The 24,723-nt window shown below is 66.7% G+C and carries 25 protein-coding genes; 6 read left to right on the top strand and 19 right to left on the bottom strand.

The window, feature by feature from the left end; all coding sequences use genetic code 11:
• Positions 1-14 precede the first annotated feature (14 nt).
• The 7 genes from chrA to petA all read right to left on the bottom strand — a co-directional run bounded on the left by chrA (position 15) and on the right by petA (position 5,393).
• Positions 15-1,277 (bottom strand): chromate efflux transporter, encoded by a 1,263-nt coding sequence (chrA, locus tag Q7J58_RS04060; RefSeq protein WP_304823783.1) that lies wholly within the window; start codon positions 1,275-1,277, stop codon positions 15-17.
• Between the two features lie 203 nt (positions 1,278-1,480).
• Positions 1,481-1,945 (bottom strand): PaaI family thioesterase, encoded by a 465-nt coding sequence (locus tag Q7J58_RS04055; RefSeq protein ID WP_304823780.1) that lies wholly within the window; start codon positions 1,943-1,945, stop codon positions 1,481-1,483.
• A 60-nt stretch (positions 1,946-2,005) separates the two neighbouring features.
• The gene (locus tag Q7J58_RS04050; RefSeq protein WP_304823777.1) at positions 2,006-2,509 is read right to left on the bottom strand and encodes a hypothetical protein; all 504 of its coding nucleotides are present in this window, start codon (positions 2,507-2,509) and stop codon (positions 2,006-2,008) included.
• Between the two features lie 18 nt (positions 2,510-2,527).
• Entirely contained in the window at positions 2,528-2,965 is a 438-nt protein-coding gene (locus Q7J58_RS04045) for a group II truncated hemoglobin (protein ID WP_304823774.1), read from the bottom strand.
• Positions 2,962-4,098 carry an FAD-dependent oxidoreductase gene (locus Q7J58_RS04040; RefSeq protein ID WP_304823771.1) on the bottom strand — a complete coding sequence of 379 codons (1,137 nt, stop codon included), beginning with the start codon at positions 4,096-4,098 and terminating at the stop codon, positions 2,962-2,964. The genes Q7J58_RS04045 and Q7J58_RS04040 overlap by 4 nt, the downstream gene beginning before the upstream one ends.
• A gap of 13 nt (positions 4,099-4,111) precedes the next feature.
• Complete coding sequence (locus tag Q7J58_RS04035; RefSeq protein ID WP_304823768.1) at positions 4,112-4,741, bottom strand: hypothetical protein; 630 nt, start codon at positions 4,739-4,741, stop codon at positions 4,112-4,114.
• A 19-nt stretch (positions 4,742-4,760) separates the two neighbouring features.
• Positions 4,761-5,393 (bottom strand): ubiquinol-cytochrome c reductase iron-sulfur subunit, encoded by a 633-nt coding sequence (gene petA, locus Q7J58_RS04030; protein WP_304823765.1) that lies wholly within the window; start codon positions 5,391-5,393, stop codon positions 4,761-4,763.
• A gap of 220 nt (positions 5,394-5,613) precedes the next feature.
• Here petA and Q7J58_RS04025 point away from each other — a divergent pair, with 220 nt between their 5' ends.
• Positions 5,614-6,954: a sigma 54-interacting transcriptional regulator gene (locus tag Q7J58_RS04025; protein WP_304823762.1), complete on the top strand. Its 1,341-nt coding sequence runs from the start codon at positions 5,614-5,616 to the stop codon at positions 6,952-6,954.
• A gap of 247 nt (positions 6,955-7,201) precedes the next feature.
• Here Q7J58_RS04025 and Q7J58_RS04020 read toward each other — a convergent pair whose 3' ends face one another.
• The 10 genes from Q7J58_RS04020 to Q7J58_RS03975 form a co-directional block, all read right to left on the bottom strand.
• Positions 7,202-7,801: a class I SAM-dependent methyltransferase gene (locus Q7J58_RS04020; protein WP_304823759.1), complete on the bottom strand. Its 600-nt coding sequence runs from the start codon at positions 7,799-7,801 to the stop codon at positions 7,202-7,204.
• A 10-nt stretch (positions 7,802-7,811) separates the two neighbouring features.
• Positions 7,812-8,618, bottom strand: a complete 807-nt coding sequence (locus tag Q7J58_RS04015; RefSeq protein ID WP_304823756.1) for a c-type cytochrome — start codon at positions 8,616-8,618, stop codon at positions 7,812-7,814.
• A 146-nt stretch (positions 8,619-8,764) separates the two neighbouring features.
• Entirely contained in the window at positions 8,765-10,120 is a 1,356-nt protein-coding gene (locus Q7J58_RS04010; RefSeq protein ID WP_304823753.1) for an NAD(P)/FAD-dependent oxidoreductase, read from the bottom strand.
• On the bottom strand, positions 10,120-10,587 hold the full coding sequence (locus Q7J58_RS04005; RefSeq protein WP_304823751.1) for a cytochrome c class I: 468 nt from the start codon (positions 10,585-10,587) through the stop codon (positions 10,120-10,122). The genes Q7J58_RS04010 and Q7J58_RS04005 overlap by 1 nt, the downstream gene beginning before the upstream one ends.
• A gap of 2 nt (positions 10,588-10,589) precedes the next feature.
• Positions 10,590-11,813, bottom strand: a complete 1,224-nt coding sequence (locus tag Q7J58_RS04000) for a hypothetical protein (RefSeq protein WP_304823748.1) — start codon at positions 11,811-11,813, stop codon at positions 10,590-10,592.
• Between the two features lie 4 nt (positions 11,814-11,817).
• Positions 11,818-13,203, bottom strand: a complete 1,386-nt coding sequence (locus Q7J58_RS03995; protein ID WP_304823745.1) for a cytochrome c — start codon at positions 13,201-13,203, stop codon at positions 11,818-11,820.
• A 339-nt stretch (positions 13,204-13,542) separates the two neighbouring features.
• Positions 13,543-13,719 carry a hypothetical protein gene (locus Q7J58_RS03990; protein WP_304823742.1) on the bottom strand — a complete coding sequence of 59 codons (177 nt, stop codon included), beginning with the start codon at positions 13,717-13,719 and terminating at the stop codon, positions 13,543-13,545.
• A gap of 3 nt (positions 13,720-13,722) precedes the next feature.
• Complete coding sequence (locus Q7J58_RS03985; protein WP_304823740.1) at positions 13,723-14,640, bottom strand: DMT family transporter; 918 nt, start codon at positions 14,638-14,640, stop codon at positions 13,723-13,725.
• Between the two features lie 10 nt (positions 14,641-14,650).
• Positions 14,651-15,163 carry a methylated-DNA--[protein]-cysteine S-methyltransferase gene (locus Q7J58_RS03980; protein ID WP_304823737.1) on the bottom strand — a complete coding sequence of 171 codons (513 nt, stop codon included), beginning with the start codon at positions 15,161-15,163 and terminating at the stop codon, positions 14,651-14,653.
• Positions 15,160-16,707, bottom strand: coding sequence for an AlkA N-terminal domain-containing protein (locus tag Q7J58_RS03975; RefSeq protein ID WP_304823734.1), 1,548 nt, complete (start codon positions 16,705-16,707; stop codon positions 15,160-15,162). The genes Q7J58_RS03980 and Q7J58_RS03975 overlap by 4 nt, the downstream gene beginning before the upstream one ends.
• Positions 16,708-16,840: 133 nt before the next feature.
• Here Q7J58_RS03975 and Q7J58_RS03970 point away from each other — a divergent pair, with 133 nt between their 5' ends.
• Positions 16,841-18,223, top strand: coding sequence for a phosphomannomutase/phosphoglucomutase (locus Q7J58_RS03970; RefSeq protein ID WP_304823732.1), 1,383 nt, complete (start codon positions 16,841-16,843; stop codon positions 18,221-18,223).
• A 94-nt stretch (positions 18,224-18,317) separates the two neighbouring features.
• Here the strand turns inward: Q7J58_RS03970 and Q7J58_RS03965 are convergent, their stop codons facing one another.
• Together Q7J58_RS03965 and Q7J58_RS03960 are read right to left on the bottom strand one after the other, a co-directional pair.
• Entirely contained in the window at positions 18,318-19,571 is a 1,254-nt protein-coding gene (locus Q7J58_RS03965; protein ID WP_304823730.1) for a glycosyltransferase N-terminal domain-containing protein, read from the bottom strand.
• A complete protein-coding gene (locus Q7J58_RS03960) occupies positions 19,568-20,962 on the bottom strand; it encodes a glycosyltransferase N-terminal domain-containing protein (RefSeq protein WP_304823727.1) in 1,395 nt (464 codons plus the stop codon). The genes Q7J58_RS03965 and Q7J58_RS03960 overlap by 4 nt, the downstream gene beginning before the upstream one ends.
• A gap of 96 nt (positions 20,963-21,058) precedes the next feature.
• Between Q7J58_RS03960 and Q7J58_RS03955 the strand changes: the two genes are divergently transcribed.
• The 4 genes from Q7J58_RS03955 (at position 21,059) to Q7J58_RS03940 (ending at position 24,722) form a co-directional block, all read left to right on the top strand.
• A complete protein-coding gene (locus tag Q7J58_RS03955; RefSeq protein WP_304823725.1) occupies positions 21,059-22,036 on the top strand; it encodes a Gfo/Idh/MocA family oxidoreductase in 978 nt (325 codons plus the stop codon).
• Positions 22,037-22,070: 34 nt separating this feature from the next.
• Entirely contained in the window at positions 22,071-22,769 is a 699-nt protein-coding gene (locus Q7J58_RS03950) for an acylneuraminate cytidylyltransferase family protein (RefSeq protein WP_304823722.1), read from the top strand.
• Positions 22,770-22,859: 90 nt separating this feature from the next.
• Complete coding sequence (locus tag Q7J58_RS03945; protein ID WP_304823719.1) at positions 22,860-23,663, top strand: SDR family oxidoreductase; 804 nt, start codon at positions 22,860-22,862, stop codon at positions 23,661-23,663.
• A gap of 15 nt (positions 23,664-23,678) precedes the next feature.
• Entirely contained in the window at positions 23,679-24,722 is a 1,044-nt protein-coding gene (locus Q7J58_RS03940; protein ID WP_304823716.1) for an N-acetylneuraminate synthase family protein, read from the top strand.
• The last annotated feature ends 1 nt before the right edge of the window (position 24,723 follow it).

Here is a 24,723-nt window from a genome sequence, read left to right as displayed (position 1 = left end):
AGGCTGGGCGTTTTTCAGGTCAGCGCCCACAAAGCCCCCGCCGCAGCGCAGCCCAGCACCACCCACAAGGGGGAAAGCCGCCAACGGATCAGTGCCAGCAGCGCCACCAGGGCCAGCGCAGCGTCGGCCGGGGCGTGAATGGCACTGGGCCACACCGGGTCTATCAGTGCGGCCACCAGCAGGCCCACCACGCCGGCGTTCACGCCCGTCATGGCGGTGCGCACGCCGGGGCGCTGGCGCAGCGCATCCCAAAACGGCAGCAGCCCCACCACCAGCAGCAAGGCCGGCGCAAACACCGCCAGCAGCAAAAGTGCACCGCCCTGCCAAGGCGCCAGCGGGTCCAGCACCGCCGGGTTCATCACGGCGCCCAGGTAGGCCGAAAAAGAAAACAGCGGCCCCGGCATGGCTTGGGCCGCACCGTAGCCGGCCAGAAAATCGGCCGCGCCCACCGCCCCGCTGGGCACCACGGACGCCTGCAACAGCGGCAGCACCACATGCCCACCACCAAAAACCAGCGCACCGGCGCGAAAGAAACCGTCCACCTGCGCCAGCAGCGCCGAACCGCTGCCCGCTGCCCACAGCGGCAAGCCCAACAGCGCAATGCCCAGCAGCAGCAACGCCGTCCAACCCGCCGCGCGGGGCAGGCCAAACCCCTGGTGCGTGTCAGCGCCCGGACCGGACGGCTGCTGGGGAAGCCAACGCGCACCCAACGCCACACCCGCGAGCGCGCACACCGCGATGGCGAGCAACTGGCCCCAGGCCAGGCCCACACCGGTCCACCACGGCACGCCCAGCGCCAGCGCTGTGGCCACCAAGGCCAACCCACGGCGTGCAGCATCCGGGCACAGGCTTCGGGCCATGCCCCACACCGCCTGCGCCACCACGGCCACAGCGGCCACCTTCAGGCCGTGCAAAGCGCCCAGCCAGAGCGGCGAAGCCTGGAGTGCCGCCAGCTGCGTCACGCCGTAGGCAAAGCCCACCATGAGCACCGCCGTCGGCAGCGTGAACCCCAGCCAGGCCGCCGCCAAACCGCCCCAACCGGCCCGTTGCCAACCCAGCACCATGCCCACCTGGCTGCTCGCCGGCCCCGGCAAAAACTGGCACAGCGCCACCAGGTCGGCGTAGCTGTGTTCGTCCAGCCAGCGCTGGCGCTCCACGAATTCGGTGCGAAAGAACGCCAGGTGCGCGACCGGGCCGCCAAACGAGGTGCAACCCAGGCGCAGGAAAACCAGGAAAACCTCAACAACCCGCCGCAGGCGGGAAGCTTCGTTACGCATGGACCACCGCGTGGCGGGGTTTGCTGCCGCGGGGGCTGTGGTACGGGGTGGTGGGTGAGGTCATGGCAGGAGCGGGGTCAAGGCGTGGGCTGGGCCGCCGTTTTGGTGGGGCCCAAAATGCCACCCGTGATTCAACCACAAGGCTTGGCCTGCAACAGGCCTGCCCTCTCAACCTGGCCTGTAGACCGCCCGCGCAGGCGCTTTCAGCCCTGCCCGAAACGGTCGGGCATTTGCACCGCCAACACGCTGCCGCGCGCAGTGACCACACCGCCTGCCATGACCGTGGTTTCCACCACCACTTTGCGGCCCTTGATTTCCTTGACCTGGCCGCGAATCTCCAGCGTGGCGTCCAGCGGCGTGGGCTTCAGAAAGTCCACGTGCAGCGAGCCGGTGACGAAACGAAACGGTGGCAGCGTGTCCATGTCGCGGCCTTCGCTGCGGTACATGGCAGCCGCCGCTGTGCCGGTGCTGTGGCAGTCGATCAGCGAAGCGATCAGTCCGCCGTAGGCGTAGCCCGGGACTGAGGTGTGAAACGGCTCGGGCTTGAAACGGGTCACAGTTTCATCCCCCTCCCAAAAGGTCTTGATCTGGTGGCCGTGGGGGTTGTGGCTGCCGCAGCCGTAGCAGTGCGACACGTTGTCGGGGTAGTGGTCTTGAAAGGCTTGCATGGGTGGGTTCCGGGGTGGGGTCGCAGACGAAAAAGGAGAAGGATTCAAGCCGTCAAACGGTCAAGGTACCAAGCCGAGGGCTGCGCGCAAGGACGCTTCGGTGCTGGCGTGGCTCACGGTGTTCACGCGGCCGTTTTGCAGCGTGATCAGCGCCACTGCGCCGTCTGGGCGGGGCCAGTCGGCCAGCAGCGCTTCGTCCAGCACCACGCCCACCACAAATGGCATCTCACGCAGCGCGGGCAGGGCAAAGGTGCGGGTCACGAAACCGGGCATGCTGCTCATGTCAGCCAGGTAGACGGCCTGGCGCGATGCCAGAAACCCCGCCGGCTGGCCGGTTAGCACGGTCTGCATCAGGTTGGAGGCTTTGCGGCCAGCGGCGAACAGCACCAGCTTGGTGTCACCGCTCACGGTCCAGGGCTGGTCGTGCTGGTCTTTCAGCGCCAACTCGGGCAAGGGTTGGCCGGGTTGCGGTGGCGCGGCCAGCGCCAGTGCAGACCCGCTCAGCAGCGCGGCCAACAACAAGGTGGTGGGGTTCAAAAAGCGTCGGATTTTTGGGTTGAGCATGTGGGTAGCCTGGTGGGGTCAGGTGGCGGCGGTGGCGTGGCTGCATGCGCTGGCGTTGCCGCCGGTGTTGACGAGGTGGTCGGCCATGGCGGCGAAGGTCTGGACCAGGGCTTCGCGCAGCGCCGCATCGGCGACCTGTTCGCTCAGGGCCTGGGTCATGCACAGCATCCACTCGTCGCGCTCGACGGTGCCGATGGCGTAGGCATGGTGGCGCATGCGCAGGCGGGGGTGGCCTTTTTTCTGGCTGTACAGGGGTGGGCCGCCGAACCAGCCAGAGAGAAATTCAAACAGGCTCTCGGCACTGCCCGCCAGGCTGTCGGGGTGCATGCGGCGCACGGTGTAGGCCTCGGGCAGCTCGTCCATGAGGTGGTAGAAGCGGTCCACCAGGCGCCGCACGGCCGGTGCGCCACCGAGGACCTCAAAGGGTGTTGTGTCGGTGTGTGGGCTTGTGTTCATCGGTATTTCCTCAGGTAGGCGCCCTCAAAAAAGCGTTTGGCCCAGTGAAACAGGCGGCTTGAGGGCAGGATGATCTGGCGCCGGGTGTTGCGAAACACCAGGGTGCCGTGGTCGATGGCGTCGATGATGCAGATGAGTTCCACCTTGAAGGTGGTGGTGGGCGTTTCGCCGCGCAGGCCTTTGAGCAGGTTGTCGGCGGCCGCGGCGGCCTGCAGGTCGGCCATGTGGGCTTGTTTGGGCATCCAGTCGGGGCCAGGGAAGCTGCCCGAATCGCCCACCACGTACACGTGTTGTGTGCCTTGCACGCGGCATTGCGCGTCGGCCTGGAGCAGCCCGCCAGGCGAACGCGCGAGCGCGGTCTGGTCAAACCAGGCGTTGCCGGTCATGCCGGGCATGAACAGAATCAGGTCGGCCGGGAACGAGCCGCCTTCGGTGACCACACGGTCGGCCTCAAAGCGCACCAGCTTGTGGCCCAGCCGGGTGCTGATGCCGCGGCGCGCCATCTCGGCCAGCAGGTGTTTCACCGCCTTCGGGCCCAGGCGGTTGCCCGGCTCGGCGGAGGGGTTGAAGAACACGATGTCGAACTGGTTGCGCCGGCCTTCGCGCTTGAGCTGCTCGTCAATGCCAAACAGGAATTCAAACATCGGCCCGCCGCGCACGGCGCTGGGCTCGTGGGGGTTGCCAGCAAAGCCCACGGCAATGGTGCCGCCGGTCATGGTGCGCAGCCGGTCGCGGATGCGTTCGGCCGCAGCGATGCCTTCGCAGGGCGTGATGGCGTGTTCAATACCCGGCAGCTTTTTGATGAAGCGCCCGCCGCTGGCGATCACCAGCGCGTCGTTGTGCAGCTCGCCGGCCGTGGTGAGCACCACGCGGCCACCGTCTCTTAGACCCGTGACCTCGGCGGCGACGTGTTGCACCTTCATGCGCGCGAAAAACGGGGCCAGGGGCACCACCAGTTGCTCGCGCGTGCGCAGGCCCGAGGGTATCCAGATGATGCCCGGCAGGTAATGCAGTTCGGCGCGCGGTGCCACCAGGGTGATGTGCGCGTGGGGGTCGCGCTGGCGGATTTCCCGCACGGTGGACAGGGCGCCGAAGCCGGCGCCAACGACGGTGATGTGGTGTGCTGCGGACATGGTGTGGGGCTCCTTAGGCGGCGCAGGGCGTGGTGGGGTGCAAGGCGGCTGCACGGGCCAAAAAATCGTCGCGTGAAAGGCCCGCAAACAGCGGGTGCCACAGGCGCTGTTCCAGCACCGTGCTCACGGCCCGGGCGCGGCGTTCGTGGCCGGCAAACAGCAGGGTCTCCAGCGGCAGCAGAAACACGCCTTGCGTCACGCTGTCCCACAGCGCCTCGGGCGCAGCGGGGTAGGGCTGGTGCGGGCAGGCGTCCACCGCCAGCAGGCCACCGCAGAACACGCGGTCGCGCCAGGCGAAGCTCAGGCAGCCCAGGGTGTGGCCGGGTGTGGCGAGCACACGCAGCGGTTCCTGGCCAAAGCACAGCACATCGCCATGGGCGGCGCACTGTGTGTCCGCTGCGCCGTCGCCCTGCACCAGCGGGGCGCCCAGGCGGGCCAGCAAAGCCCGTTCGCCACCGTTGGCGTCGTGGTGGTGGGTGCGCAGCACCCAGCGCAGCCGCAGCTTGCGTTCGTTCAGCAGCGCCTGCAGCACCGGCAGGTCGCGGCCATGGGGGTCCACCAACACGGCTTCCCGGGCTTCCAGGTCGGCCAGCAGGTAGCTCATTTCGCCGCTGTGGGCATCGTGCAGGATGTGGAAGTTCATCGCTGGGCGGGGGGGCGGTTTACGCTGCGCTGTCGTCCTCGCCAATCAGCAAGGTGTTGTCGGCCAGGTATTTGTGCGGCGGCACCAGCAGGTTGGTGGGGGCGGGTTTGTTCTTGAACACGCGGCCCGCAAAGTCGAAGGTGGAGCCGTGGCAGGGGCAAAAGAAGCCGCCTTTCCAGTCGGCGGGCACGCTGGGGTTGGTGGTGCCTTCGTTCAGGGTGACCGGCGAGCAGCCCAGATGGGTGCAAATACCCACGGTCACCAGCACCTCGGGCTTGATCGAGCGGTGGGTGTTGGTGGCGTAAGGGGGTTGTTGCTTTTTCTGCGAATCGGGGTCGGCCAGGTCGGTCATGCCGTCCAGGTGCGCCAGCATCTCGGGCGTGCGGCGCACCACCCACACCGGCTGGCCGCGCCATTCGACCACCTTGACCTCGCCCGGCGCGATGTCGCCAATCTCCACCTGCACGCTGGCGCCTTGCGCTTTGGCGCGCTCGCTGGGCGCAAAGCTGGCCACCAGCGGCAGCGCCACAGCGGCGGTGGCGGCACAGCCCATGGCCGTGGTGGCCAGCAGCCATTGGCGGCGCTCGGCGTCGTGGGTGGCAGCGTCGGGGCTCAGGGCCGGGAACGCAGGTGCGGTGAGCGGGTGTGCCATGGAAACCTCCAGTTGAAATCAGCGTGGGTCGCAAGGTACCCACGGCGTTCACTCCTCCAAGAAACGTGCCACCCACAGGCGTAGAAAAATGGCTTTGAAATCAACGGCATGCGGAGCGTCGCTTGTGCAAGCCCCCTGACACACCGGGTGATTTCTGCCAAAAATGGCAGCCCGTGGCAGTCTGACCCTACACTGAGCGCCCCAGCCCAGGAGCGCCCGAATGAAGCCCTTGCCCGAACTGACCGACTTTCTCGAAGGCCTGAGCGAGCCCCACATCCTGTTTGATGCGCAGTACCGCATCCTGGTGTCCAACGCGGCCTACCGCCGCGCCTTCAGCCCCGAACGCAGCGTGATTGGGCGCACCTGCTACGAGGTGTCGCACCACTTCCGGGTGCCCTGCGACCAGGCGGGCGAGTCGTGCCCGCTGGCCCAGGCGCGTGCCTCGGGCCAGCGCGAGCGTGTGCTGCACCTGCACCACACGCCCAAGGGCGAGGAATATGTGGACATTGAGCTCACGCCGTTGCGCGATGCGAGCGGCGAACAAGCCTTTTTTGTCGAAAAAATGGCGTCCTTGAAGGTGGCCCATGGCCGCTCGGTGGCGCGCGGCCTGATCGGGCGCAGCCCGGTGTTTCAGCACATGCTGGCGCTGGTGGCGCGCGTGGCGCCGTCCATGGCCACGGTGCTGCTGCTGGGCGAATCCGGCACGGGCAAAGAGCTGGTGGCGCAGGCGGTGCACGATGCCAGCCCGCGCGCGGCCAAACCCCTGGTGGTGGTGGACTGCTCCAGCCTGCCGGAGACCTTGTTCGAGTCCGAACTGTTTGGCCACGAGCGCGGCGCGTTCACCGGGGCCAACACCAGCAAGCCCGGCCTGGTGGAGGCCGCCAGCGGCGGCACCCTGTTTCTGGACGAGGTGGGCGACATTCCTTTGCCCATGCAGGTGAAGCTGCTGCGCCTGCTGGAGTCGGGCACCTACCGCCGGGTCGGCAGCACCGAGCTGCGCCATGCCGACATCCGCGTGGTGTCGGCCACGCACCGCGACCTGGAACGCATGGTGGCCGAGGGGCGTTTTCGCGAGGACCTCTACCACCGGCTGAGCACCTTCCCCATTGCGCTGCCACCGCTGCGCGAGCGGCGCGAAGACATTGCGCTGCTGACCCAGGCGCTGCTGGCGCGGGTGGCGCCCAAGCGCGCGTTCACGGTGGCCCCCCAAGCCTTGGCTTTGCTGGCCGAACAGCCGTTTACCGGCAATGTGCGCGAACTGCGCAACCTGCTGGAACGCACCACGCTGTTGTGCGACGGCGATCGCATCGAGGCCGAGCATGTGGCGCAGGCGCTGAATTCAGGGCGGCGCAGCGCTGGGCAGGCGCCTGTGTGGGCCCCTGCCAACGCCACCCAGACCCGCCAGAACGGGCCAGAACAGACCGCGCCGTCGCTGCAGGCGCTGGAGCTGGCCGCGCTGCGCGAGCGGGTGGCCGCGCACACGGGCAGCCGCGCGAAGCTGGCGGCGGAGCTGGGCATCAGCGAGCGCTCGCTTTACCGCAAGCTCAAAGCCCTGAACTGAGAGGCTGAGAGTCTTTCGTTCATGCCCGCTCGCCACCCCAAAACGCACCCGCTCGGCGTTGCAAATGCGCGCCATAGCCCTGCTATGGCTGTGCTTTGCGCCTTGATCGGGCACGTTTTGAGGCGTCGCTCGGATACGCCCGAAAAACTCTCAGCCTCTGAGAGGCTGAGCGTAGCCGGAGCTTCCAGCTCCAGAAGAACCTGACTTCCAGTGCCAGAAAATACCGGAGCTGGAAGCTCCGGCTGCTTCAGGGGTTGGCGCGGGCGACGAAGCGCGTCACATGCGCCAGGCCTTGGTGGCCCGGGCCTTCGTCCAGCGTCACCTCGCCGTGCCAGCACAGCAGCTCGTCAAGCCCGGCAAAGTCTTCGCGCAGCAGCGCCGGGGTGTAGAGCATGGCCGCGTCTTTGGGGCCGCCGCTGGTGTGTTGCAGCTGCTGCGGGTGAAAGCTCTCAAGAATGAGCAGGCCGCCGGGCCGCAGGCCTGCGGCCAGCCGCTGGTGCGCAGCCGCGCGGATGCTGGGCGGCAGGTGCACAAAGGTCAGCACCACGGCGTCCAAACGGGCGGGCGCGGGCGCCCAGTCGGCCAGGTCGCCCAGCACGGTGTGCAGGGTCACGCCGCGTTCGGCGGCCAAGGCCTGGGCTTTTTGCAAGCCCACGGCGGAACCGTCCATGGCGGTGACGCGGTGGCCCTGCTGCGCCAGCCAGACGCCGTTGCGCCCCTCGCCATCGCCGGGCACCAGCACGTCGCAGCCCGGTGTCAGGCGGTGCGCCTGCTCGACCAAAAACGCATTGGGCGCGGTGCCGTACTTGAAGCCGGCGACAGAAAAGTTGTGATCCCAGAAGTTCATGCAGCGCAGTTTACTTTTTGGACCGGGCCGGGTCGGCAGGCAGCTTGGCGGGCAGGTCGGCGTAATACGTGGCCAGGGCGTCAATTTCGCCGCGCGTGAGCTTCTTTGCAAAGGCGCGCATGCCTTGGGCGGCGTCGTTGGCGCGTGCGCCGCTTTGGTAGTGCAGCAGGGTGCGGGTGACGTACAGCGGGTTCTGCCCGGCCAGGGCCGAAGCTTCGAGCTTGCCGCCTTGGCCTTTGACGCCGTGGCAGCTGGCGCAGGGCGTGAGCAGGCGGGCCGGATCGCCTTGGCGCACCAGCTGTTCGGCGCTCACGTCTTTGGCCGCCACCGGGCGCGGCGTGCCGTCGTCGCGCGGCGCGGGCTGCACCGCGTAAAAAGCCGACACGTCGGCAATCTGCTGCGGCGTCAGCATCACCGCGATGTCGTGCATCAGCGCCGCGCCCTGGTTTTCGTGGCGCAGGCGGCTCTGGTAGTCGAGCAGCATCTTGGCGGTGTAGGCGGCTTTCTGGCCCGCCAGGTGTGGCCAGTTCTGGGTGGGGGCCACGCCGGTGTCGCCATGGCACGAGGCGCAGAACAGTTGCTGGTTCACCACCCGGCCGCGTTCGGCGTCGCCCGGGGGCAGGGCGGCCAGCGCGGTGCGCAAGCTGGCGGGCGTCCAGGCTTGGGCTGCGGGTACAGCGGCGTGGTCGGCGGCCAGCGCGTTGCCAGCGGTCAGGCCAATCAACACGCTGACAGCGGTCAGGGCCAGCGCCGTGGCGGCGCGGCGCAGCCAGCCATCGCTGGCCGCTGTGCGTTCTTGCAAATGGGTAGGGTACATAAACGGTCCTTCAAGGATGCATGTTGTCAGCGCGACGCGGCCGAAGCACGTGCCCCACCCCGCACACGCCGAAGATCCGGCTTTGCCGGTCCAAGGGCGTGGTCTTCCTGGGGGGACGACGCGAAGCGGCGCAGGGGGGCGCCATGTCAAGCGAAGCAGTCGGCGGTGAAGGTGCGCAACCAGGCCTGCTGGTAACGCGCCCCGAGCTTGATTTGCGCTGGCGTGGCGTTCAGCGGCAGGTAGCGGCCTTTGCCGTTGATGCGCGCGATCTTGCCGTCAACGATCTTGAACACGTCGGCCACGAACAGGCCGTAGTCCTTGCCCGCCAGCGCGTAGCAGGTGTTTTCCCACAGGGGCTCGGGCGCGGCGCGGCCGGCCAGTTCTTCGACGATGGCGCGTGCCACCACCTTGGCCTGGGTGTTGGCCGAAAACCCGCTCTTGGGCATGGCGTCGGCGATGCTGGCGTCGCCGATCACGTACACGTTCGGCTGCAGCGTGGAGGCAAAGGTGCGGCGGTTGACCGGGCAGAAGCCGCTGCTGTCGGCCAGGCCCAGGGTCATCGCGACCTGGCCGGCCTTCATGGGCGGGATGACGTTGATCACGTCGGCCTGAATCACCTCGGCCTCGGTTTCGATGCGCATCTGCTTGGCGTCGATTTTCAGCGTGCGGCCGCCGTCCTGGCCGCGCACCCAGCTGAGCATGCTGGTGCCGCTGTGCTGCTTCACGTCCACCTGGCTTTGCATCTTCTGGATGTAGTCGGCGGGCAGGTTGAAGTCGTACAGGCGGTTCCAGCCCAGCATCATGGTTTCGTCGGTGACGAAGCTGTCCTTCGGGTCCACGATGATGACCTTGGCGGTCGGGTTGTGTTTTTGGAACCACTCGGTCATGAGCGCGGCGCGCTCGTAGGGGCCGGGCGGGCAGCGGTAGGGGTTGGGCGGCGCGGCCAGCACAAAGGTGCCGCCGGGGCGCATGCCTTGCAATTGCTTGGCCAGCAAGGCGGTTTGTTCACCCGGAATCCAGCCCGAGGGAACCACCGTGCGGGCCACTTGTTCGCTGTAACCGGCGTAGGCGCTGTACACGAGCTGGATGCCGGGCGAGACGATCAGCTTGTCGCAGGCGATGGTTTGTTTGCCTGCGGTGCGGACCGTGCGCGTTACTGGGTCGAACCCGGTCACGGTGTCGAACACGAAACGGATGCCGTAGCGGGACTTGAGCGTGTCGTAGCTGACGTTCAGGTCGGCCATGGCGGCGTGCTGGTTGAGCACCTCGCTGGAGCCGTAGGGTTTCACATAAACCGGGTTTTTTTCGATCACCGTGACCTGCAGCGCCGGGTTGAACAGCTTCAAATACTTGGCCGCGGTCGCGCCGCCCACACCACCGCCGACGATGACGATGTGGGCGGTGTTTTGCGCGAAGGCGAGGCTGGGCGCGGCGGCCACCGACAGCAGGCCCAGGGCCTGGGCCAGCCATTCGCGGCGTGAAGGGTGTTGTGTGTGGTCCATCACTGGGCTCCTTTTGCTGCGACGGCGGCGGGTTTCACGGCAGCGAAGAATTCGCCCATGGCTTTCAGATCGGCGTCGGTGAAGCCCTTGGCCACATGGCCCATGAGCGTGGCCGCCCGCTTGCCTTCGCGGAAGTCGGTCATGGTGCGCACGAACTGCTGCACCGGCATGCCCGCCAGCGGCATGAAGTACTCGTCGCCCAGCTCGCCGTGGGTGCCGTGGCAGGCGGCGCAGCTGTGCGCCATGGTGGACGCCAGCACGGGCGCGGGGTTGGACGCCGGGCTGGGCGAGGGCGGCGTGGGGGCAGCGGCAGTAACCGCAGCGGCGGGCGCAACGGCCTTGGGCGCCGTCTGCGCGATGGCCTTGACGGCCAGCGACGTGGCCACGGTGGCCCCGATGGCAACCATCAGCGTCCAGCCCAGCACCTTGCGCAGGGGCGCGGTTTGAGAAGATGTGGTGTGTTTCATGTTCAGCGCGCCCACACAAAGAAGCCGACGGCGAAATACAGCACGGTCCAGCCGACCAGCAGGCCGACCGACCACTGGCCGATGCGGGTGACGGTGGCGCTCGGGGTGTACAGGCCCTTGCTCTGACCGGCCTGCCAGGCGACGGTGAGCAGGTAGGCCAGCGTCACGCCGCCGACCACGCCAAAGGTGGTGAAGAAGAGACCGGTGCTGTACCAGTCCATGTTGATCTTGTAGTCCATGGCGTCGTAGCCATGGCTGCCGAGCAGGGTGACGAAGCGCAGCATCTCGCGCGCCGCGCTCACCACGATCAGGCCCACCGCGCCGGCGCCGAAGATGGCGTAGCCCCAGACGCCGGTGTCGATGCGATCGCGCAGCACCAGCGGCAGGGCGACCACGGCGGCCAGCGCCACCACCGCCATCAGCAGCCAGACGGAGCTGGCGAACCAGGCCATCTTCTCGGGCAGCGTGGCCATCCACAGCGCGCCGATCAGCACCGCCACCACACCGCCGATGAGCATCAGGTTCTGCGCCAGGCCGCGCAGCCAGCCGAGGTAGGCGGCGTCGGCCTCTTGCGCGCCCTGCAGGTAGCGGCGGTAGCCGTAGAGCCACGCGCCCGTCACCGGGGCCGAGAGCGCGATGAAAAACAGGAAACGCGGCAGGTGCCAGTGGTGCAGCGAATGCCCGTCGGGGTTGACCACGCCCTGGGGCGCGTACCAGGCCATCCAGTGTTCGGGGAACAGCATCTGGTTGGTGAGGCTGTGCACGATGAAGCCCACCGCCAGCAGCAGCGCAATGGACAAGACCATCCAGATGCCGCCCCGGCCGCCGTCGGCCACGATGTCATGGTTCTTCCAGTAGAAGGCGTACATCGCGATGTAGCCCAGGATCAGCAGCACGATGAAGCCGATCACCCACCAGGCCGAGAGCACGTTGGACGTGTACCAGAACGGGTCGTACACCACCTGCACAAAGAGCAGGGGTGCCACGCCGATGACGATGGCGACCGACACCGCGATCTTGGCGGTGGTGATCATGGCGGCGGCCAGACGGCGCCAGTGCAGGCTGCCACTGAAGGCGCCACGCAGCGTGAGCGTGGCCGCGCCGAGCATGACCTGCACCGCCGCGATGTGCAGCGCAAAGGTGAGCACACCCAGCACCAGGAAGACCAGCGGGTGCGAGGGCACGCCAGCGGGGTCGCGCAGCGCGACAAGCATTTCGGGGGTCATGGTCTTACTCCTTCGCCACGGTGGCGGCGGCCTGCGCGGTGGCTGTCGCGGCTGTGGGTTGCAGCGTGAGGATGAAACTCGCGAGCGCGCGGGCTTCGTCGTCGTTGAACGGGATCTGCGGCATGTACAGCGTGGCGCCGCCCGAGAGCGCGGCCTGCAGGTAGGTGGCCACGTCGGCCTCGGTGTGGGTGCCGGGGAAGTAATTGCGCAGCGGGCGGATGCCGGTGCTGCTCAGCGAGTGGCAGTTGGAGCAGGTGTTGAGCGCGAGCAGGCGACCGGCTTCGACGCGGTTGCCGTCGTCGATGGTGCGCAATGCCTCGGGCACGAACACCAGCGTCTTCAGGAAGCCGTGCGCCTCGATGGTGGGGATCTCGGACTTCACGCCCATGCCCGGCACGTCGCGGCCGATCACCTGGTTGGAGTAGACGTACTGCCCGGCCACCCAGGGCTTGCGGATCGATTCGCGCGCCACCTCTTCGGGCCAGAGGCCGAACACCAGGATGGCCACCGTCATCACACCCGCCACGCCAGAGACCAGCGCACGCGGCTGCACCAGCGTGAGGACGAAGTAGGCCAGCGTGCCGGCCACCACCGTCATCAGCGCCATGGGAAAGTGCGCGGGCAGGCGGTTTTGCAACACCACGTCGGCCGTCTCGGGCAGCGTGGCCAGGTACCACTGCAGCATGGCCGCGCCCGCCAGCGTGGCCACAATGCCCAGCCAGGCCAGCTTGCCGGCGATGGCCTTCTTGAGCGCGAGGTCCTTGAACTGGCCCGCCACGATGCCGCCGACCACCGCCGTCATGGTGAACATGAAGGCCGTGCGCATGCCCAGCTGGGCGAAGGTGTTGGGGCCGTAGAAGGCGTTGAGCACGCCGCCGGTTTGTGCCCACTCGGCTTTGCCCGGCCACATCATGAAGCTCAGGATGCCCACGATCACCAGCATGGTGGTGTAGGAGGTGAGGCCGAAGATGACCGCGATGCGTGTGTGCGTCTTCACGTCCACCTTGCCAGCCAGGTAGACCAGCATGTAGACGCCCACCACCTCGATCACGAAGAACACCCACTCGGTGGCCCACATCCAGACGAAGCTGTGGATCAGCGCCGAGATGCCGCGCGGGCTGGCCACCGTGGTGGAGTACCAGATGCCCGGGCCGGTGATGGAGCCCAGCACGTAGCTGAACACCAGCAGGAACAGGCCGTAGCGGCGGATGAACTCCAGCAGCTCGGGTTTGTGGTGGCGGTGGGCGTGGTTGGCGAGCCAGGCGAAGAAGATCGCGGCGCCGACCGAGGTGTGGGAGAACAGCACGTGGATCGTGGCAATGAAGCCAACAATCCATCCGCTGCCCACCCCCGGCTCGAACCAGGTGGGGTACAGACCAATCATGTCCATGGGTTTTGTCGTCCTCTTTTCAGTCGTTGTGGGTCATCGTGTGGCCCACGTCAACTGGCCACCGAGAGCAACAGCTGTACAAGATGCATGCCAAGCCCTCTGCGCTGAAAAAGGCGAATCAAATCAAGGGCTTTGCGGTTTTATCGGCGCTCTGCTGGTGGTGGCTGACAGCGTCTGGCGCGGCATCTTTGGCAGAAAACTGCCAGTTTTGACAGCGGCCCCGCATGTCTGTTGGGCTGGCAGCCAACGCATTTTGAAAGCGGCGGCTCCATGGCGCATTCGTTGCGCAGGCCGTGCTCTATCCGCTGGAGATGTTTGTGAATGCTGAGGTTTTTAGGTTCAACCCCGGTCCAGGTCGTCACGGGCTGTTTTTTGCAGCGCCATTTTGTCGGCGCGGCGCTGGGCGGCGCTGCTTTTGCCGTGGGCACCGGCTTTGCGTTGCGCGGCAGGTGCCACCAGCGGGTTGCGTGGCTTGGGCCGTTTCAGGCTGATTTTTTTGTCGCGAGCGGAATGCATGGGTCACATGGAGGTGGTGCGTTCGAGCCAGCGCAGCCGCACCAGGCCGGTGGACAAGGCGGTGCCGCAGACGATCACGATCCCGCAGAGCACCATCCACGAGGTGATGTTTTCGCCCAGAAACAGCGCGCCGTACATGAGTGCAAACACCGGCACCAGAAAGGTCACCGTGAGGGCCCGGCTGGGGCCGGCTTTGGCAATGATGCGAAAAAACAGGATGTAAGCGATGGACGTGCACAACAGCGCCACCGCTGCCAATGCAGCCCAGGCGCCCAGGCTCACCGGCTGTGCCGGCCAGAGCCACAGCGTGGGAATGGCCAGACCGAGGGCCGCACCGATCTGGCTGCCGGTGGCGGTGGCCAGCGGGTGCGCGCCGGTGAGGTAGCGCTTGGTGAAGCTCGCCGCCAGGCCGTAGCACAGCGTGGCCAGCAGGCAGGCGGCCATGGCCAGCAGGGTGGTCCCGGTCGCGCCTGCGCCGGCCACGCCGGTGGCGCTGAAGCCCGACTTGCCCACCACCAGCAGCGCCACGCCCGCAAACCCGATCAGCAAACCGAGCATGCGCGAGCCGCTGGGCCGGTCTTTCAACCAGACCCAGGCCACCAGCGCACCCGACAGCGGCACCGTGGCGTTGAGGATCGACGTCAGGCCGGTGGTGATGTGCATCACCGCAAAGGCGAACAGGGCAAAGGGAATGCCCGAGTTGAGCAGGCCCACGAAGAGGATGGGTTTGGCGCGTTGCCGAAAGTCGGCCCAGACGCCTTTGACCAGAAACACCGGCAGCAAAAACAGCGCAGCCAGCGCCACACGGACACCGGCGGTGGGCAGGGCGCCCAATTCGGCAGCGCCCAGGCGCATGAACAAAAACGAAGAGCCCCACAGCGCGGCGAGCAAGAAAAATTCGGCAATCAGGGTGGGTGACATGGGGGTGGGTCTATAAAGGGCCGCTGCTTCGCTCTCGTTCGAGCAGGGCTGCCTTGCGGTCAAGCCCGCCAGCATAGCCGGTGAGCGAGCCGTCTGCTCCGACCACCCGGTGGCAGGGCACCACGATGCTCAAGGGGTTGCGCCCAATGGCCGCGCCCACGGCCCGCACGGCGGCAGGGCGTCCGATCTGGCTGGCCAGTTCGCCGTAGCGCCGCGTCTGGCCGGCGGGGATGCTGAGCAAGGCCTGCCAGACCGATTGCTGAAAGGGCGTGCCGCCAGAGAGGTCCAGCGGCAGGTCGAAGGCGTTCAAATTGCCAGCACAATAGCGGGTGAGCTGCTGCGCTGCGGCTTGCAGCACCGGGTGGCGGGCATCGGCGGGCCAGCTTTGGACAAGGCTGTCAGCCGGCAGGTGGCGCTGGTTGGTGAACCAGACACCGGCCAGCCCGTGGGCGCTGGCGGCCAGCAAGAGGGGGCCCAGCGGTGAATCCACCGTGGTTTTGACCCAGTTCAGGCCGTGTTTCATAGGGAGTCTTTCAGTGGATCGGTGGTGGACGGTGCCTGGTAGGTGCCGGCCCAGGCGCGCAGCACCGCGTAGCTGCGCCAGGGCTGCCAGGCACTGGCCAGGCGCTTGGCCTGGCGTTGGGTGGCGGTGCCCAGGCGGTGGTTCAGGCCCAGCGCCTGGTGCAGCGCCACGTCGCCCGTGGGCCAGGCGTCGGGCCAGCGCAGGGCACGCAAGGCAATGTATTGTGCTGTCCAGGGGCCTATGCCCGGCAGGGCCTGCAAGGCCTGCAGCGTTGACGGCAGATCGGCCTGGCCGTCCAGATTCAGCGCACCGTCGGCCACGGCGCGGGCCAGCGCCTGGATGGCGGCTTGGCGCTGGCGCACGATGCCCAGTTCGCCCAGCGCCTGGGGATCGGCGCTGGCCAGGGTGTGGGCCGACGGAAACAACCGGTGCAGGCTGGCAAACGGGGTGACAAGGGGTTCACCCCAGCGCTCCACCAGCCGCTGGGCCAGGGTGCGTGCCGCCGCCACCGTGACCTGCTGGCCCAGCACCGCGCGCACGGCCAGCTCAAAGCCGTCCAGCCCGCCCGGCACGCGCAAGCCGTCGCCGGTGGGAAAGTGGGGGTGCAGCACCGCGTTGATGGCCTGCGGGTCGGCGTCCAGGTCCAACAGCGCGCGCACCCGCCAGATCAGGCTGGGCAGCACCGTGTGCAGGCTGTCGCTGACGCGCAGCGCCAGCCGGTGGGCAGCGGGCTCGAATTGCGCCACCAACCAACCGCTGTGCGTTTCACCGCCCACCACCAGCCGCACGGTGCGGTGCAGGCGGAGCGCTTCGGGTTGCACCCATTCCACCCCGGGCAGTTGCCGCTGGGCCAGAAACGTGAGCATGGCGACAGCGTCGTAGGGCGGGCGCCACGACAGGTGCACCGTGGCGCCCGCGTGTTCGGCTTCACGGCCGCTGGGCGCTGACTGGCTGCGTCGCATTTGCGTGGGGCTGAGCCCGTAGCGGGCCTGAATGGCCCCGTTGAAGCGCCGCAAGCTGGCAAAACCGCTGGCCTGCGCCACCTGCGACACGGGCAAGCGGGTGTCGGCCAGCAATTGTTTGGCGCTGAGCAGTTTGCGGGTTTGCACATACCGCTGGGGTGACACCCCGATGTGGGCCTCAAAAATGCGGCGCAGGTGCCGGTCGCTCACGCCCAGGCGCTCTGACAGCCGGCGGATGGCGGTGCTATCGACCCAGGTGGTGCTCCAGCTTTGCGGGTCGTCCAGCAGGCGCATGGCCTGGCACGCCAGAATGGCACCGGCGTCTTCGGCGGACCAATGGCGGTCCAGTGGCGCCAGCTCGGGGCGGCAGCGCAGGCAAGGCCGAAACCCCGCTTGCTCGGCCTGCGCCGCATGGTTGAAAAAACGGCAGTTTTCACGCCGCGGCGTGCGCACGCGGCACACCGGGCGGCAGTAAATGCCGGTGGACGTGACGCCGACGAAAAAGCGGCCGTCAAAGCGCGCATCGTGCGAGCACAGCGCGCGGTAGCGGGCATCGTCGTCGAGGGGTGTGGCGCGGTTCATGGGGCTGATGGTATGTCGGTACGGCCACCCTGACTGGCCATTTCCGGACATGATCCCTGGGCTTTTCTGCCCAGGCACTGCAAGCTGTGCCGCCTACAATTCTTCAACTCAACGCTTTTAGGGAAACCCACACATGCAAGTCGCCGCATCCATCTTCAAAGCCTATGACATTCGCGGCATCGTGCCGAGCACGCTCACCGAAGCCGTGGCCGAGGCCCTGGGCCTGGCCTTTGGCACCGTGGCCATGCGCCAGGGCGAGCGCACCGTGGCGGTGGGGCGCGACGGTCGCCTGAGCGGCCCGGCCTTGTCGGCGGCCCTGATTCGCGGTCTGGTGGCCACGGGTGTGGAGGTGATTGATGTGGGGCTGGCCACCACGCCCATGACCTATTTCGCAGCCAACACGCTGTGCAGCAGCGGCATCCAGGTCACCGGCAGCCACAACCCCAAAGACTACAACGGCTTCAAGATGGTGCTGGGTGGCCGCGCCATTTACGGCGAAGACATCCAGGAACTGCGCCGCATCATCGAGGCCGAAAGCCACCAACTGGCCGACGGCGGCAGCGTGCGCCAGGTGGATGTGCTCCAGGCCTACACCGACCGCATCGTGGGCGATGTGAAGCTGGCCCGCCCCATGAAAATCGTGGTGGACTGCGGCAACGGCGTGGCCGGTGCCTCGGCCCCGGCGCTGTTCCGCGCCCTGGGTTGCGAGGTGATTGAGCTGTTCAGCGAAGTGGATGGCAACTTTCCCAACCACCACCCCGACCCCAGCAAGCCCGAAAACCTGCAAGACGTGATGCGCACCCTGCGCGAAACCGACGCCGAACTGGGCTTGGCTTTTGACGGCGACGGCGACCGCCTGGGCATTGTCACCAAAGAAGGCAACAACATTTACCCCGACCGCCAGATGATTCTGTTTGCGCAAGACGTGCTCTCGCGTGTGCCCGGCGGCAACATCATTTTTGACGTGAAGTGCTCGCAGCGCCTGGCCCCGGCCATTGAGGCTGCCGGCGGCGTGGCCCACATCTACAAGACCGGGCATTCGCTCATCAAAGCACGCATGAAAGAGCTCAACAGCCCGCTCGGCGGCGAAATGAGCGGCCACATTTTCTTCAAAGAGCGCTGGTTTGGTTTTGACGACGGCACCTACGCCGGTGCCCGTTTGCTGGAGATTCTGAGCCGCAGCCCCAACGCGAGCGATATGCTCAACGCCCTGCCCACCAGTTTCAGCACGCCCGAGCTGAACGTGGCCTGCGCCGAGGGCGAGCCCCACGCGGTGGTGGAGAAATTGGTGGCGCTGGCCCAGTTTGATGCGCCCGCTAAAATCTCCACCATCGACGGCGTGCGCGTGGACTGGCCCGACGGCTTTGGCCTGATCCGTGCGTCCAACACCACCCCCGTGCTGGTGCTGCGTTTTGAAGGCCACACGCCCGAGGCCCTGCACCGCATTGAGGCCGCCATGCTGGCGCTGCTGCTGCAGGCCAAGCCCGATGCGGTGGTGGGCGCCAGCGCGCACTGAACGCACAGCCCTGGCGCACAACACCCGCACGACCGACCCGGTGGTGCGGGTGTTGTGGTTTTGGGACGCCAACACACCGGCTGCGCCGGTGCGGTCAATTCAAATGGGCTTGCAATTGCGCCAGCATCGCGTCCACCTGCGCGTCGGCAGGGCGGCGGTCTTGTCGTGGTGTGGGCTCAGCCCAGGCGCGGGCCACCGCCGCCGCCAGTTGCTGCGCATCCGACACCGGTTGGCTCAGCCCCTGCACATCCAGGCTTTGGTAGCTCTCGGCAAAGTTCCACACGTTCGGCCCGTGCAACACGGCGCAGCCCAGCGCCAGCGGCTCAAACGGGTTGTGCCCGCCCACTGTTGCGATGGATCCGCCCACCAGCGCCACCGGTGCCAGCCGGTACCACAGGCCCATCTCGCCCACCGTGTCGGCCACATACACCCCGGCCGACGTGGGCAGGCGGGCGTTGGCGCTGCGCAGCGGTGTCTCGGGGCCGCACAGCGTGCGAACCTCCGTACCCCGCGTGGGTATGCGCGGCGCCACGATCAGCAAGGCATCTGGCTGTGCTTCTCGCAACCAGGCATGGGCTTGCAGCGCCAGGGCTTCTTCCCCCGGATGGCTGGAGGCCAGCAGCCACACCGGGCGTGACCCCAATGCTTGCTGCCATGCGCTCAACGTGTCCGCATCGCAAGCCAGCGCGGGCGACAGCGATTTGATGGTGCCGCTCACGCTGGTGCGCTCGCGCACAGCACCCAGGCTCACCAGCGCATCCACCGTGTCGGTGTTTTGCGAAAAAATGTGGCGAAACCCGGGCAGCAGCGCCTGGTAAATCCACCGGCCCCAGCGGCGTTTGGCCAGCGACGCGGCAGACAGCCGGGCGTTCACCAGCACACGCGGGATGTGGCGTTCGTCGGTGCCGTCCATCAGCGCGGGCCACAAATCCATTTCGCACCACACCGCCAGCACGGGTTGCCAGTGGTCCAGAAAGCGCGCTGTGGCCTCGGGCGTGTCCACCGGCGCAAACTGGTGCTGGCAACGCGGTGGCAGCCCGTTGCGGCGCAGCGCATCGCCCGAGGTGCGGGCGGTGGTGGTGATGAGGAAGTTCAGCTCGGGCCGCAGCGGTGCCAGCCGCGCAAACAAGCCCGCCAGCGCCATCGATTCGCCCACGCCCACGGCATGGCCCCACACCAGCGGCCCAGCCGGGCGCGCAGCCATGTGCAAGCCCAGTTTTTGCTGGATGCTGGCCTCGGTTTCTTTGCCGCGCTGCAAGCGCCGGCGCAGGCCCCAGCGCCACACCGGCGCCAGCGCACGCGCCAGCCCGCCATACACACGCAGGGCCAGGGGTTTGGGCTGTTTCATGTGCGCTCCAGCCACGGCACCAGCACCGCCATGTGCTTGGCTGTGGCGCCGCCATGTTCGGCGTAAAAAGCCTCGGCCCCGGCGATGGCGGTTGCGTACGCTGCGGGATCGGTGAGCACCTGCACCAGCGCTGCCGACAGGCTGTCAATGTCCATGTGCTGCTGCAGCACACCTGCGGCCAAGGCTTCCACGCCCGGGTATTCAATGCCCCAGATGCTCGGGCCCACCATCACCGGCTTCTTCAAGGCCAGCGGTTCGATGATGTTGTGCGCACCCGAGTCCACGAACGAGCCACCCACCACCACCACCTGCGACAGCGCCAGGTAAAAGTACATCTCGCCCAGCGAGTCGCCCAACAACACGTCGATGGTGCCCATATCGGGTCCGTCGGTGGTGGGCGACAGTCCCGCATCCAGCACGCGGCTGCGCCGTGCCACACGCAATCCCGCTGTTTCAAACAGCTGCGCCACGGCATCAAAGCGCTGCGGGCTGCGCGGCACATACACAAACAGCGGATCGGGTTTGCCAGCCTGCAGCAGCCCGGCCTTGACTTGGGCGAACGCCTGCAGAAACTGCTCATCTTCCCCCACGATGGCGCTGGCAAAACACACCACCGGCCGCCCACCAGGAACGCCTGTGGCCAGTTGCCATTGGGCCACCAGGCGCTGTGCCGCTTCCATTTGCTGTGGTGACACTGGCAAGTCAAACCGGGTTTCACCGGCAATCACCACCCGCTGGCAGCCCACCGCGCGAAAGCGCTGCGCGTGCGTTTCGGACTTGCACAACACCAACGGGTAGGCCTGAAACAGGCCCGCGCGAAAACCGCCCCAGCCGGGGTCACGTTCAAAGCTTTTTTTCGGGTATTGCGCGTTGGCCATGGCCAGTGGCACACCCTGGCGGCGAATGGTCGCCAGCAGCACCGGCCAGGTGTCAATCTCGGTCATCAGCGCTGCGCGCGGACGCACCTGCCGAATGAACCGGCGCACCGCCCAGCCCAGCTCAAACGGCACATAAGCCACCTGCGCACGTCCCTCGGCCATGGCAGCGGCAAACAGGCTGTGCGCGGCGGTGCGCCCGGCGGGCGTGAGCGTGGTCAACAGCACCGGATAGCCCGCGTCCAGCAAGGCCCGCACCAAGGGTGCCGCGCCGCGCATTTCACCCATCGACGCCGAATGCACCCACAGCGGACGGTCCAGCGCTGTGCGCGTGCGGCCCCAGCGTTCGCTCCAGAACTGGCGGTACAGCGGCTCGCGCTTTCCCCTGCGCCACAAAAACAGCAACACCAGTGGCATCAGCAGATGCCAGAGCAGTTCGTAGAGTGTGATCAGCAGCGACAGCTTCCCGCTGGGCGGGAAGGTCGGGGGGCTGGCAGAGGAAGCGTGGCGAGGCATCGGCGGTGCGGGTGGCGGTGACAAGTATAGTAACGGGCTCAGTTGCGCCATCGGGGCATGCGCAGACCGTAGCCGCCCCATCTCTCCACACCACCCATGAAAATTCTTGTCGTCGGCACGGGCTCCATTGGCAAACGTCACATTGGCAACCTGCTGGCACTCGGTGCCGAGGTGCTGACCTACAGCTACCGGCAACAGGCTGCGCCCGAGCTGGCCGCCGCCTTGGCCAGCGACATTGACGCCGTGGTGGTGGCCAACCGCACCGATCAGCACATGGCGGTGGCCTTGATGGCCGCGCAGCACGGCAAACACCTGTTCCTCGAAAAACCCCTGGCCGTGTCGCTGGACCACAGCGCCGAACTGCTGCGCCTGGTGCGCGAGCAGGCGCTGGTGGTCGAGGCCGGCTTCATGCTGCGTTTTCACCCCAACCTGCAATGGCTGCATGCCTACCTGCAAAGCGGTGAGCTCGGCGAGATCATGCACGCGCGCGCCTCGGTGGGTCAGTGGCTGCCCGACTGGCGGCCTGGCACCGACCACCGCCTGGGCTACGGCGCCTTCCGCGCCACCGGCGGCGGTGTGATTTTTGACCTCATTCACGAACTGGATCTGGTGAACTGGCTGCTCGGTCCCGTGGCTGATGTGACCGCCATGACCCGCACCGTGCCCGCGCTGGAGATTGAAACCGAGGCCGTGGCCCAGATCGGCCTGCGCATGGCCTCGGGCGTGCTGGCCCAGGTGCATCTGGACTATGTGCGCCCCGGCTATGGCCGCGACATGGAACTGGTGGGCCGCCACGGCGTGCTGATATGGGACTACGTGAAAGGCAGCGTTTGGCTCGAACGCGCGGGCACCGCACCGGCGCTGGTGCACCAAGTGCCCGAAGGTTTTGAGCGCAACACCATGTTCCGCCAGCACATGGCGCACTTTTTGGAACGCATCCAACATCCCACGCTGCCCGCCGCCTCGCCCCTGCCGGATGCCATCGACGTGCTGCGCCTGGCCCTGGCCAGCCACATCGCCTCCGACGAGCGCCGCCATGTGGACCCGCGCAGTTTGTCCCCGGCTGCGTATTGACGTCTGAACATTCCCCAACCCCACACATACACCCATGAACACCACCTGCGTGATCGGTGCCCGAGGCGGCTCCAAAGGCGTCGCCAACAAAAACATCCGGCCCTTGCTGGGCAAGCCGTTGATTGCCTGGACCATCGAACAAGCCCTGGCCTGCCCCGAGATTGACCGCCTTGTCATCTCCACCGACAGCCCGGCCATTGCCGAAGTGGCCCGCGCCTACGGCGCCGAAGTCCCCTTCATGCGCCCCGCTGAACTCGCCAGCGACACCGCCGGCAAATGGGAGGTCTGGCAGCACGCCCTGGCCGCGTGCGAAGCCCATTACGGCGAAACCATCGACCTGTTTGTGGATATGGATTGCACCTCGCCACTGCGTGATGTGGACGATATTTCAAAAGCCATTGCGCAGTTCCGCGCTTCCGACGTGGACGCTGTGTTTTCGGTCTGCGAAGCCCGCAAAAACCCCTACTTCAACATGCTCGAAGTGGTGGACGGCGTCCAGCGCATCTGCAAGCAGCTCCCCAAACCCATCGTGCGCCGCCAGGACGCCCCCAAGGTTTTTGAGCACGTCGCCTCCATCTACGTGCTCTCGCCCGACTACCTGCGGCGCGGCACCGGCCTGCTCTCGGGCCGTACCCACGGCTACGACATCGGCACCGCCAAAAGCCCCGATATCGACAGCGAATTCGACTTTGAACTGGTCGAATACCTGATGAAAAAGCGCCTGAGCCTTTGAGCCTTTGAGCCTTTGAGCCTTTGATTTTTCGATCGGTTAATCGGCGAATTCGCAGAGCAACCAAGCACCCCTATTTTTGAGGAACACAAGATGACACAACGTTTCGATTTGACCGGCAAAGTCGTGGTGGTCACCGGCGGCACCGGCTTGCTGGGCTCGGCCTATTGCCAGGGGCTGGCGGAGCATGGTGCCCAAGTCGTCATGGCCGACCTCGCCGCTGCCGATCCGGTGGGCAAAGCCCGGCTGGTGAAAACGCCCGATGGCCGCGAAGCCTTCGGCGTGAACTGCGACGTGGGTGTGGAGGCTGACGTGGTCAACCTGTTTGAACAGGTCATGGCCCGCTTCGGCCAAGTCAACGTGGTGCTGAACAACGCCGCCGCCACCGGCGAACACCTCATGCGCCAGGGCGCGGTGTTCACCTCGTTTGAAGACTCCACGCTGGCGGTCTGGGAATCGGCCATCCGCGTCAACCTCACAGGCGTCTATCTGGTCGCCCGCGAAGGCGGCAAAGCCATGCTCAAAAGCGGCGGTGGCAGCATGGTCAACGTCTCCAGCACCTACGGCGTGGTCGGCCCCGACCACCGCATCTACGAGGGCATGAAATTCAACTCCCTGCCCAGCTACGCCGCAGCCAAAGCCGGTGTGCATGGCCTTACCCGCTGGCTCGCCACCTACTGGGGCGACAAAGGCATTCGTGTCAACACCCTGGTGCCCGGCGGCGTGCAAAACAACCACGATCCCGAATTCGTGCGCCGCTACACCGAGCGCGTACCGCTGGGGCGCATGGCCCGGCGCGAAGACATGGTCGGCATGATGGTCTACCTCGCCTCCGACGCTTCGGCCTATTCCACCGGCCAGCAGTTTTTTGTGGATGGCGGCTGGACAGCCGTCTGACCTCAGGAGCAACCCATGAAAATCGCCCACCGCGAAATCTCCCCCAGCCAGCCCCCGCTGGTCATCGCCGAAATCGGTATCAACCACGGCGGCAGTCTCGACGTCGCCAAGGCCATGGTCAGCGCCGCGCACCGTGCGGGCTGCGAAATGGTCAAGCACCAGACCCACTTCGTCGAAGACGAAATGACCGATGAAGCCAAAGGCATTTTTCCGCCCAACGCCGATGTATCCATCTGGGAGGTCATGGCCCGCTGTGCCCTGTCCAAAGACGATGAAATCGCCCTGAAAAAACACGCCGAAGACCTTGGCCTCATCTACATTTCCACGCCGTTTTCGCGCGCCGCCGCCGACTTTTTGAACGATATCGGCGTGCCTGGCTTCAAAATTGGCTCGGGTGAAGCCAACCACGTGCCGCTCATCCGCCACATCGCCAGCTTTGGCAAGCCCGTCATTCTGAGCACCGGCATGCAGACCATCGACTCGCTGCGCCCCTCGGTGCAGGCACTGGACGATGCGGGCATCGAATACGCCCTGCTCGAATGCACGAACCTCTACCCATCGCCGCCTGAAATCGTCAGCCTGCAAGGCATCACCGAACTGCGCAACGCCTTCCCGCGCGCTGTCATCGGTTTTTCCGACCACAGCATCGGCCCCGAAATGGCCCTGTCTGCCGTGGCCCTGGGCGCCTGCATTCTGGAGCGCCATTTCACCGACACCCGCTACCGCAAAGGCCCCGACATTCCCTGCTCCATGGACCCGGCCGAATTGCGCTTTTTGATCGACCGCTCGCGCGAAATCCAGATCGCACTGAACAACCCCAAGGTGCGCACCGCGCCCGAAGAAGACGTGTACCGCTTCGCCCGGGGCTCGGTGGTGGCCGACAAAGACCTGCCCGCTGGCCATGTGGTGGCCGCGTCCGACATCTGGGCGCGCCGCCCCGGCTCGGGTGAAATCTCCGTGCAGCACTTCGACCGCCTCATCGGTGCGCGCCTCACGCGCGCCGTCCAGCGCAACCAGCAGCTGCTGTGGAGCGACCTGGACGGTGTGCAGCCCGAATAAA

This window comes from Hydrogenophaga sp. (genome assembly GCF_030656115.1).
Lineage (GTDB): Bacteria > Pseudomonadota > Gammaproteobacteria > Burkholderiales > Burkholderiaceae_C > Hydrogenophaga.
Note: the sequence above shows the minus strand (reverse complement) of the source record. Positions and strands in the feature narration are given on the sequence as shown.

Bases quoted from the DNA above. Each gene is read 5' to 3' on its own strand.
- chrA (WP_304823783.1), bottom strand. From the start codon at position 1,277: ATGCGTAACGAAGCTTCCCGCCTGCGGCGGGTTGTTGAGGTTTTCCTG.
- Q7J58_RS04055 (WP_304823780.1), bottom strand. From the start codon at position 1,945: ATGCAAGCCTTTCAAGACCACTACCCCGACAACGTGTCGCACTGCTAC.
- Q7J58_RS04050 (WP_304823777.1), bottom strand. From the start codon at position 2,509: ATGCTCAACCCAAAAATCCGACGCTTTTTGAACCCCACCACCTTGTTG.
- Q7J58_RS04045 (WP_304823774.1), bottom strand. From the start codon at position 2,965: ATGAACACAAGCCCACACACCGACACAACACCCTTTGAGGTCCTCGGT.
- Q7J58_RS04040 (WP_304823771.1), bottom strand. From the start codon at position 4,098: ATGTCCGCAGCACACCACATCACCGTCGTTGGCGCCGGCTTCGGCGCC.
- Q7J58_RS04035 (WP_304823768.1), bottom strand. From the start codon at position 4,741: ATGAACTTCCACATCCTGCACGATGCCCACAGCGGCGAAATGAGCTAC.
- petA (WP_304823765.1), bottom strand. From the start codon at position 5,393: ATGGCACACCCGCTCACCGCACCTGCGTTCCCGGCCCTGAGCCCCGAC.
- Q7J58_RS04025 (WP_304823762.1), top strand. From the start codon at position 5,614: ATGAAGCCCTTGCCCGAACTGACCGACTTTCTCGAAGGCCTGAGCGAG.
- Q7J58_RS04020 (WP_304823759.1), bottom strand. From the start codon at position 7,801: ATGAACTTCTGGGATCACAACTTTTCTGTCGCCGGCTTCAAGTACGGC.
- Q7J58_RS04015 (WP_304823756.1), bottom strand. From the start codon at position 8,618: ATGTACCCTACCCATTTGCAAGAACGCACAGCGGCCAGCGATGGCTGG.
- Q7J58_RS04010 (WP_304823753.1), bottom strand. From the start codon at position 10,120: ATGGACCACACACAACACCCTTCACGCCGCGAATGGCTGGCCCAGGCC.
- Q7J58_RS04005 (WP_304823751.1), bottom strand. From the start codon at position 10,587: ATGAAACACACCACATCTTCTCAAACCGCGCCCCTGCGCAAGGTGCTG.
- Q7J58_RS04000 (WP_304823748.1), bottom strand. From the start codon at position 11,813: ATGACCCCCGAAATGCTTGTCGCGCTGCGCGACCCCGCTGGCGTGCCC.
- Q7J58_RS03995 (WP_304823745.1), bottom strand. From the start codon at position 13,203: ATGGACATGATTGGTCTGTACCCCACCTGGTTCGAGCCGGGGGTGGGC.
- Q7J58_RS03990 (WP_304823742.1), bottom strand. From the start codon at position 13,719: ATGCATTCCGCTCGCGACAAAAAAATCAGCCTGAAACGGCCCAAGCCA.
- Q7J58_RS03985 (WP_304823740.1), bottom strand. From the start codon at position 14,640: ATGTCACCCACCCTGATTGCCGAATTTTTCTTGCTCGCCGCGCTGTGG.
- Q7J58_RS03980 (WP_304823737.1), bottom strand. From the start codon at position 15,163: ATGAAACACGGCCTGAACTGGGTCAAAACCACGGTGGATTCACCGCTG.
- Q7J58_RS03975 (WP_304823734.1), bottom strand. From the start codon at position 16,707: ATGAACCGCGCCACACCCCTCGACGACGATGCCCGCTACCGCGCGCTG.
- Q7J58_RS03970 (WP_304823732.1), top strand. From the start codon at position 16,841: ATGCAAGTCGCCGCATCCATCTTCAAAGCCTATGACATTCGCGGCATC.
- Q7J58_RS03965 (WP_304823730.1), bottom strand. From the start codon at position 19,571: ATGAAACAGCCCAAACCCCTGGCCCTGCGTGTGTATGGCGGGCTGGCG.
- Q7J58_RS03960 (WP_304823727.1), bottom strand. From the start codon at position 20,962: ATGCCTCGCCACGCTTCCTCTGCCAGCCCCCCGACCTTCCCGCCCAGC.
- Q7J58_RS03955 (WP_304823725.1), top strand. From the start codon at position 21,059: ATGAAAATTCTTGTCGTCGGCACGGGCTCCATTGGCAAACGTCACATT.
- Q7J58_RS03950 (WP_304823722.1), top strand. From the start codon at position 22,071: ATGAACACCACCTGCGTGATCGGTGCCCGAGGCGGCTCCAAAGGCGTC.
- Q7J58_RS03945 (WP_304823719.1), top strand. From the start codon at position 22,860: ATGACACAACGTTTCGATTTGACCGGCAAAGTCGTGGTGGTCACCGGC.
- Q7J58_RS03940 (WP_304823716.1), top strand. From the start codon at position 23,679: ATGAAAATCGCCCACCGCGAAATCTCCCCCAGCCAGCCCCCGCTGGTC.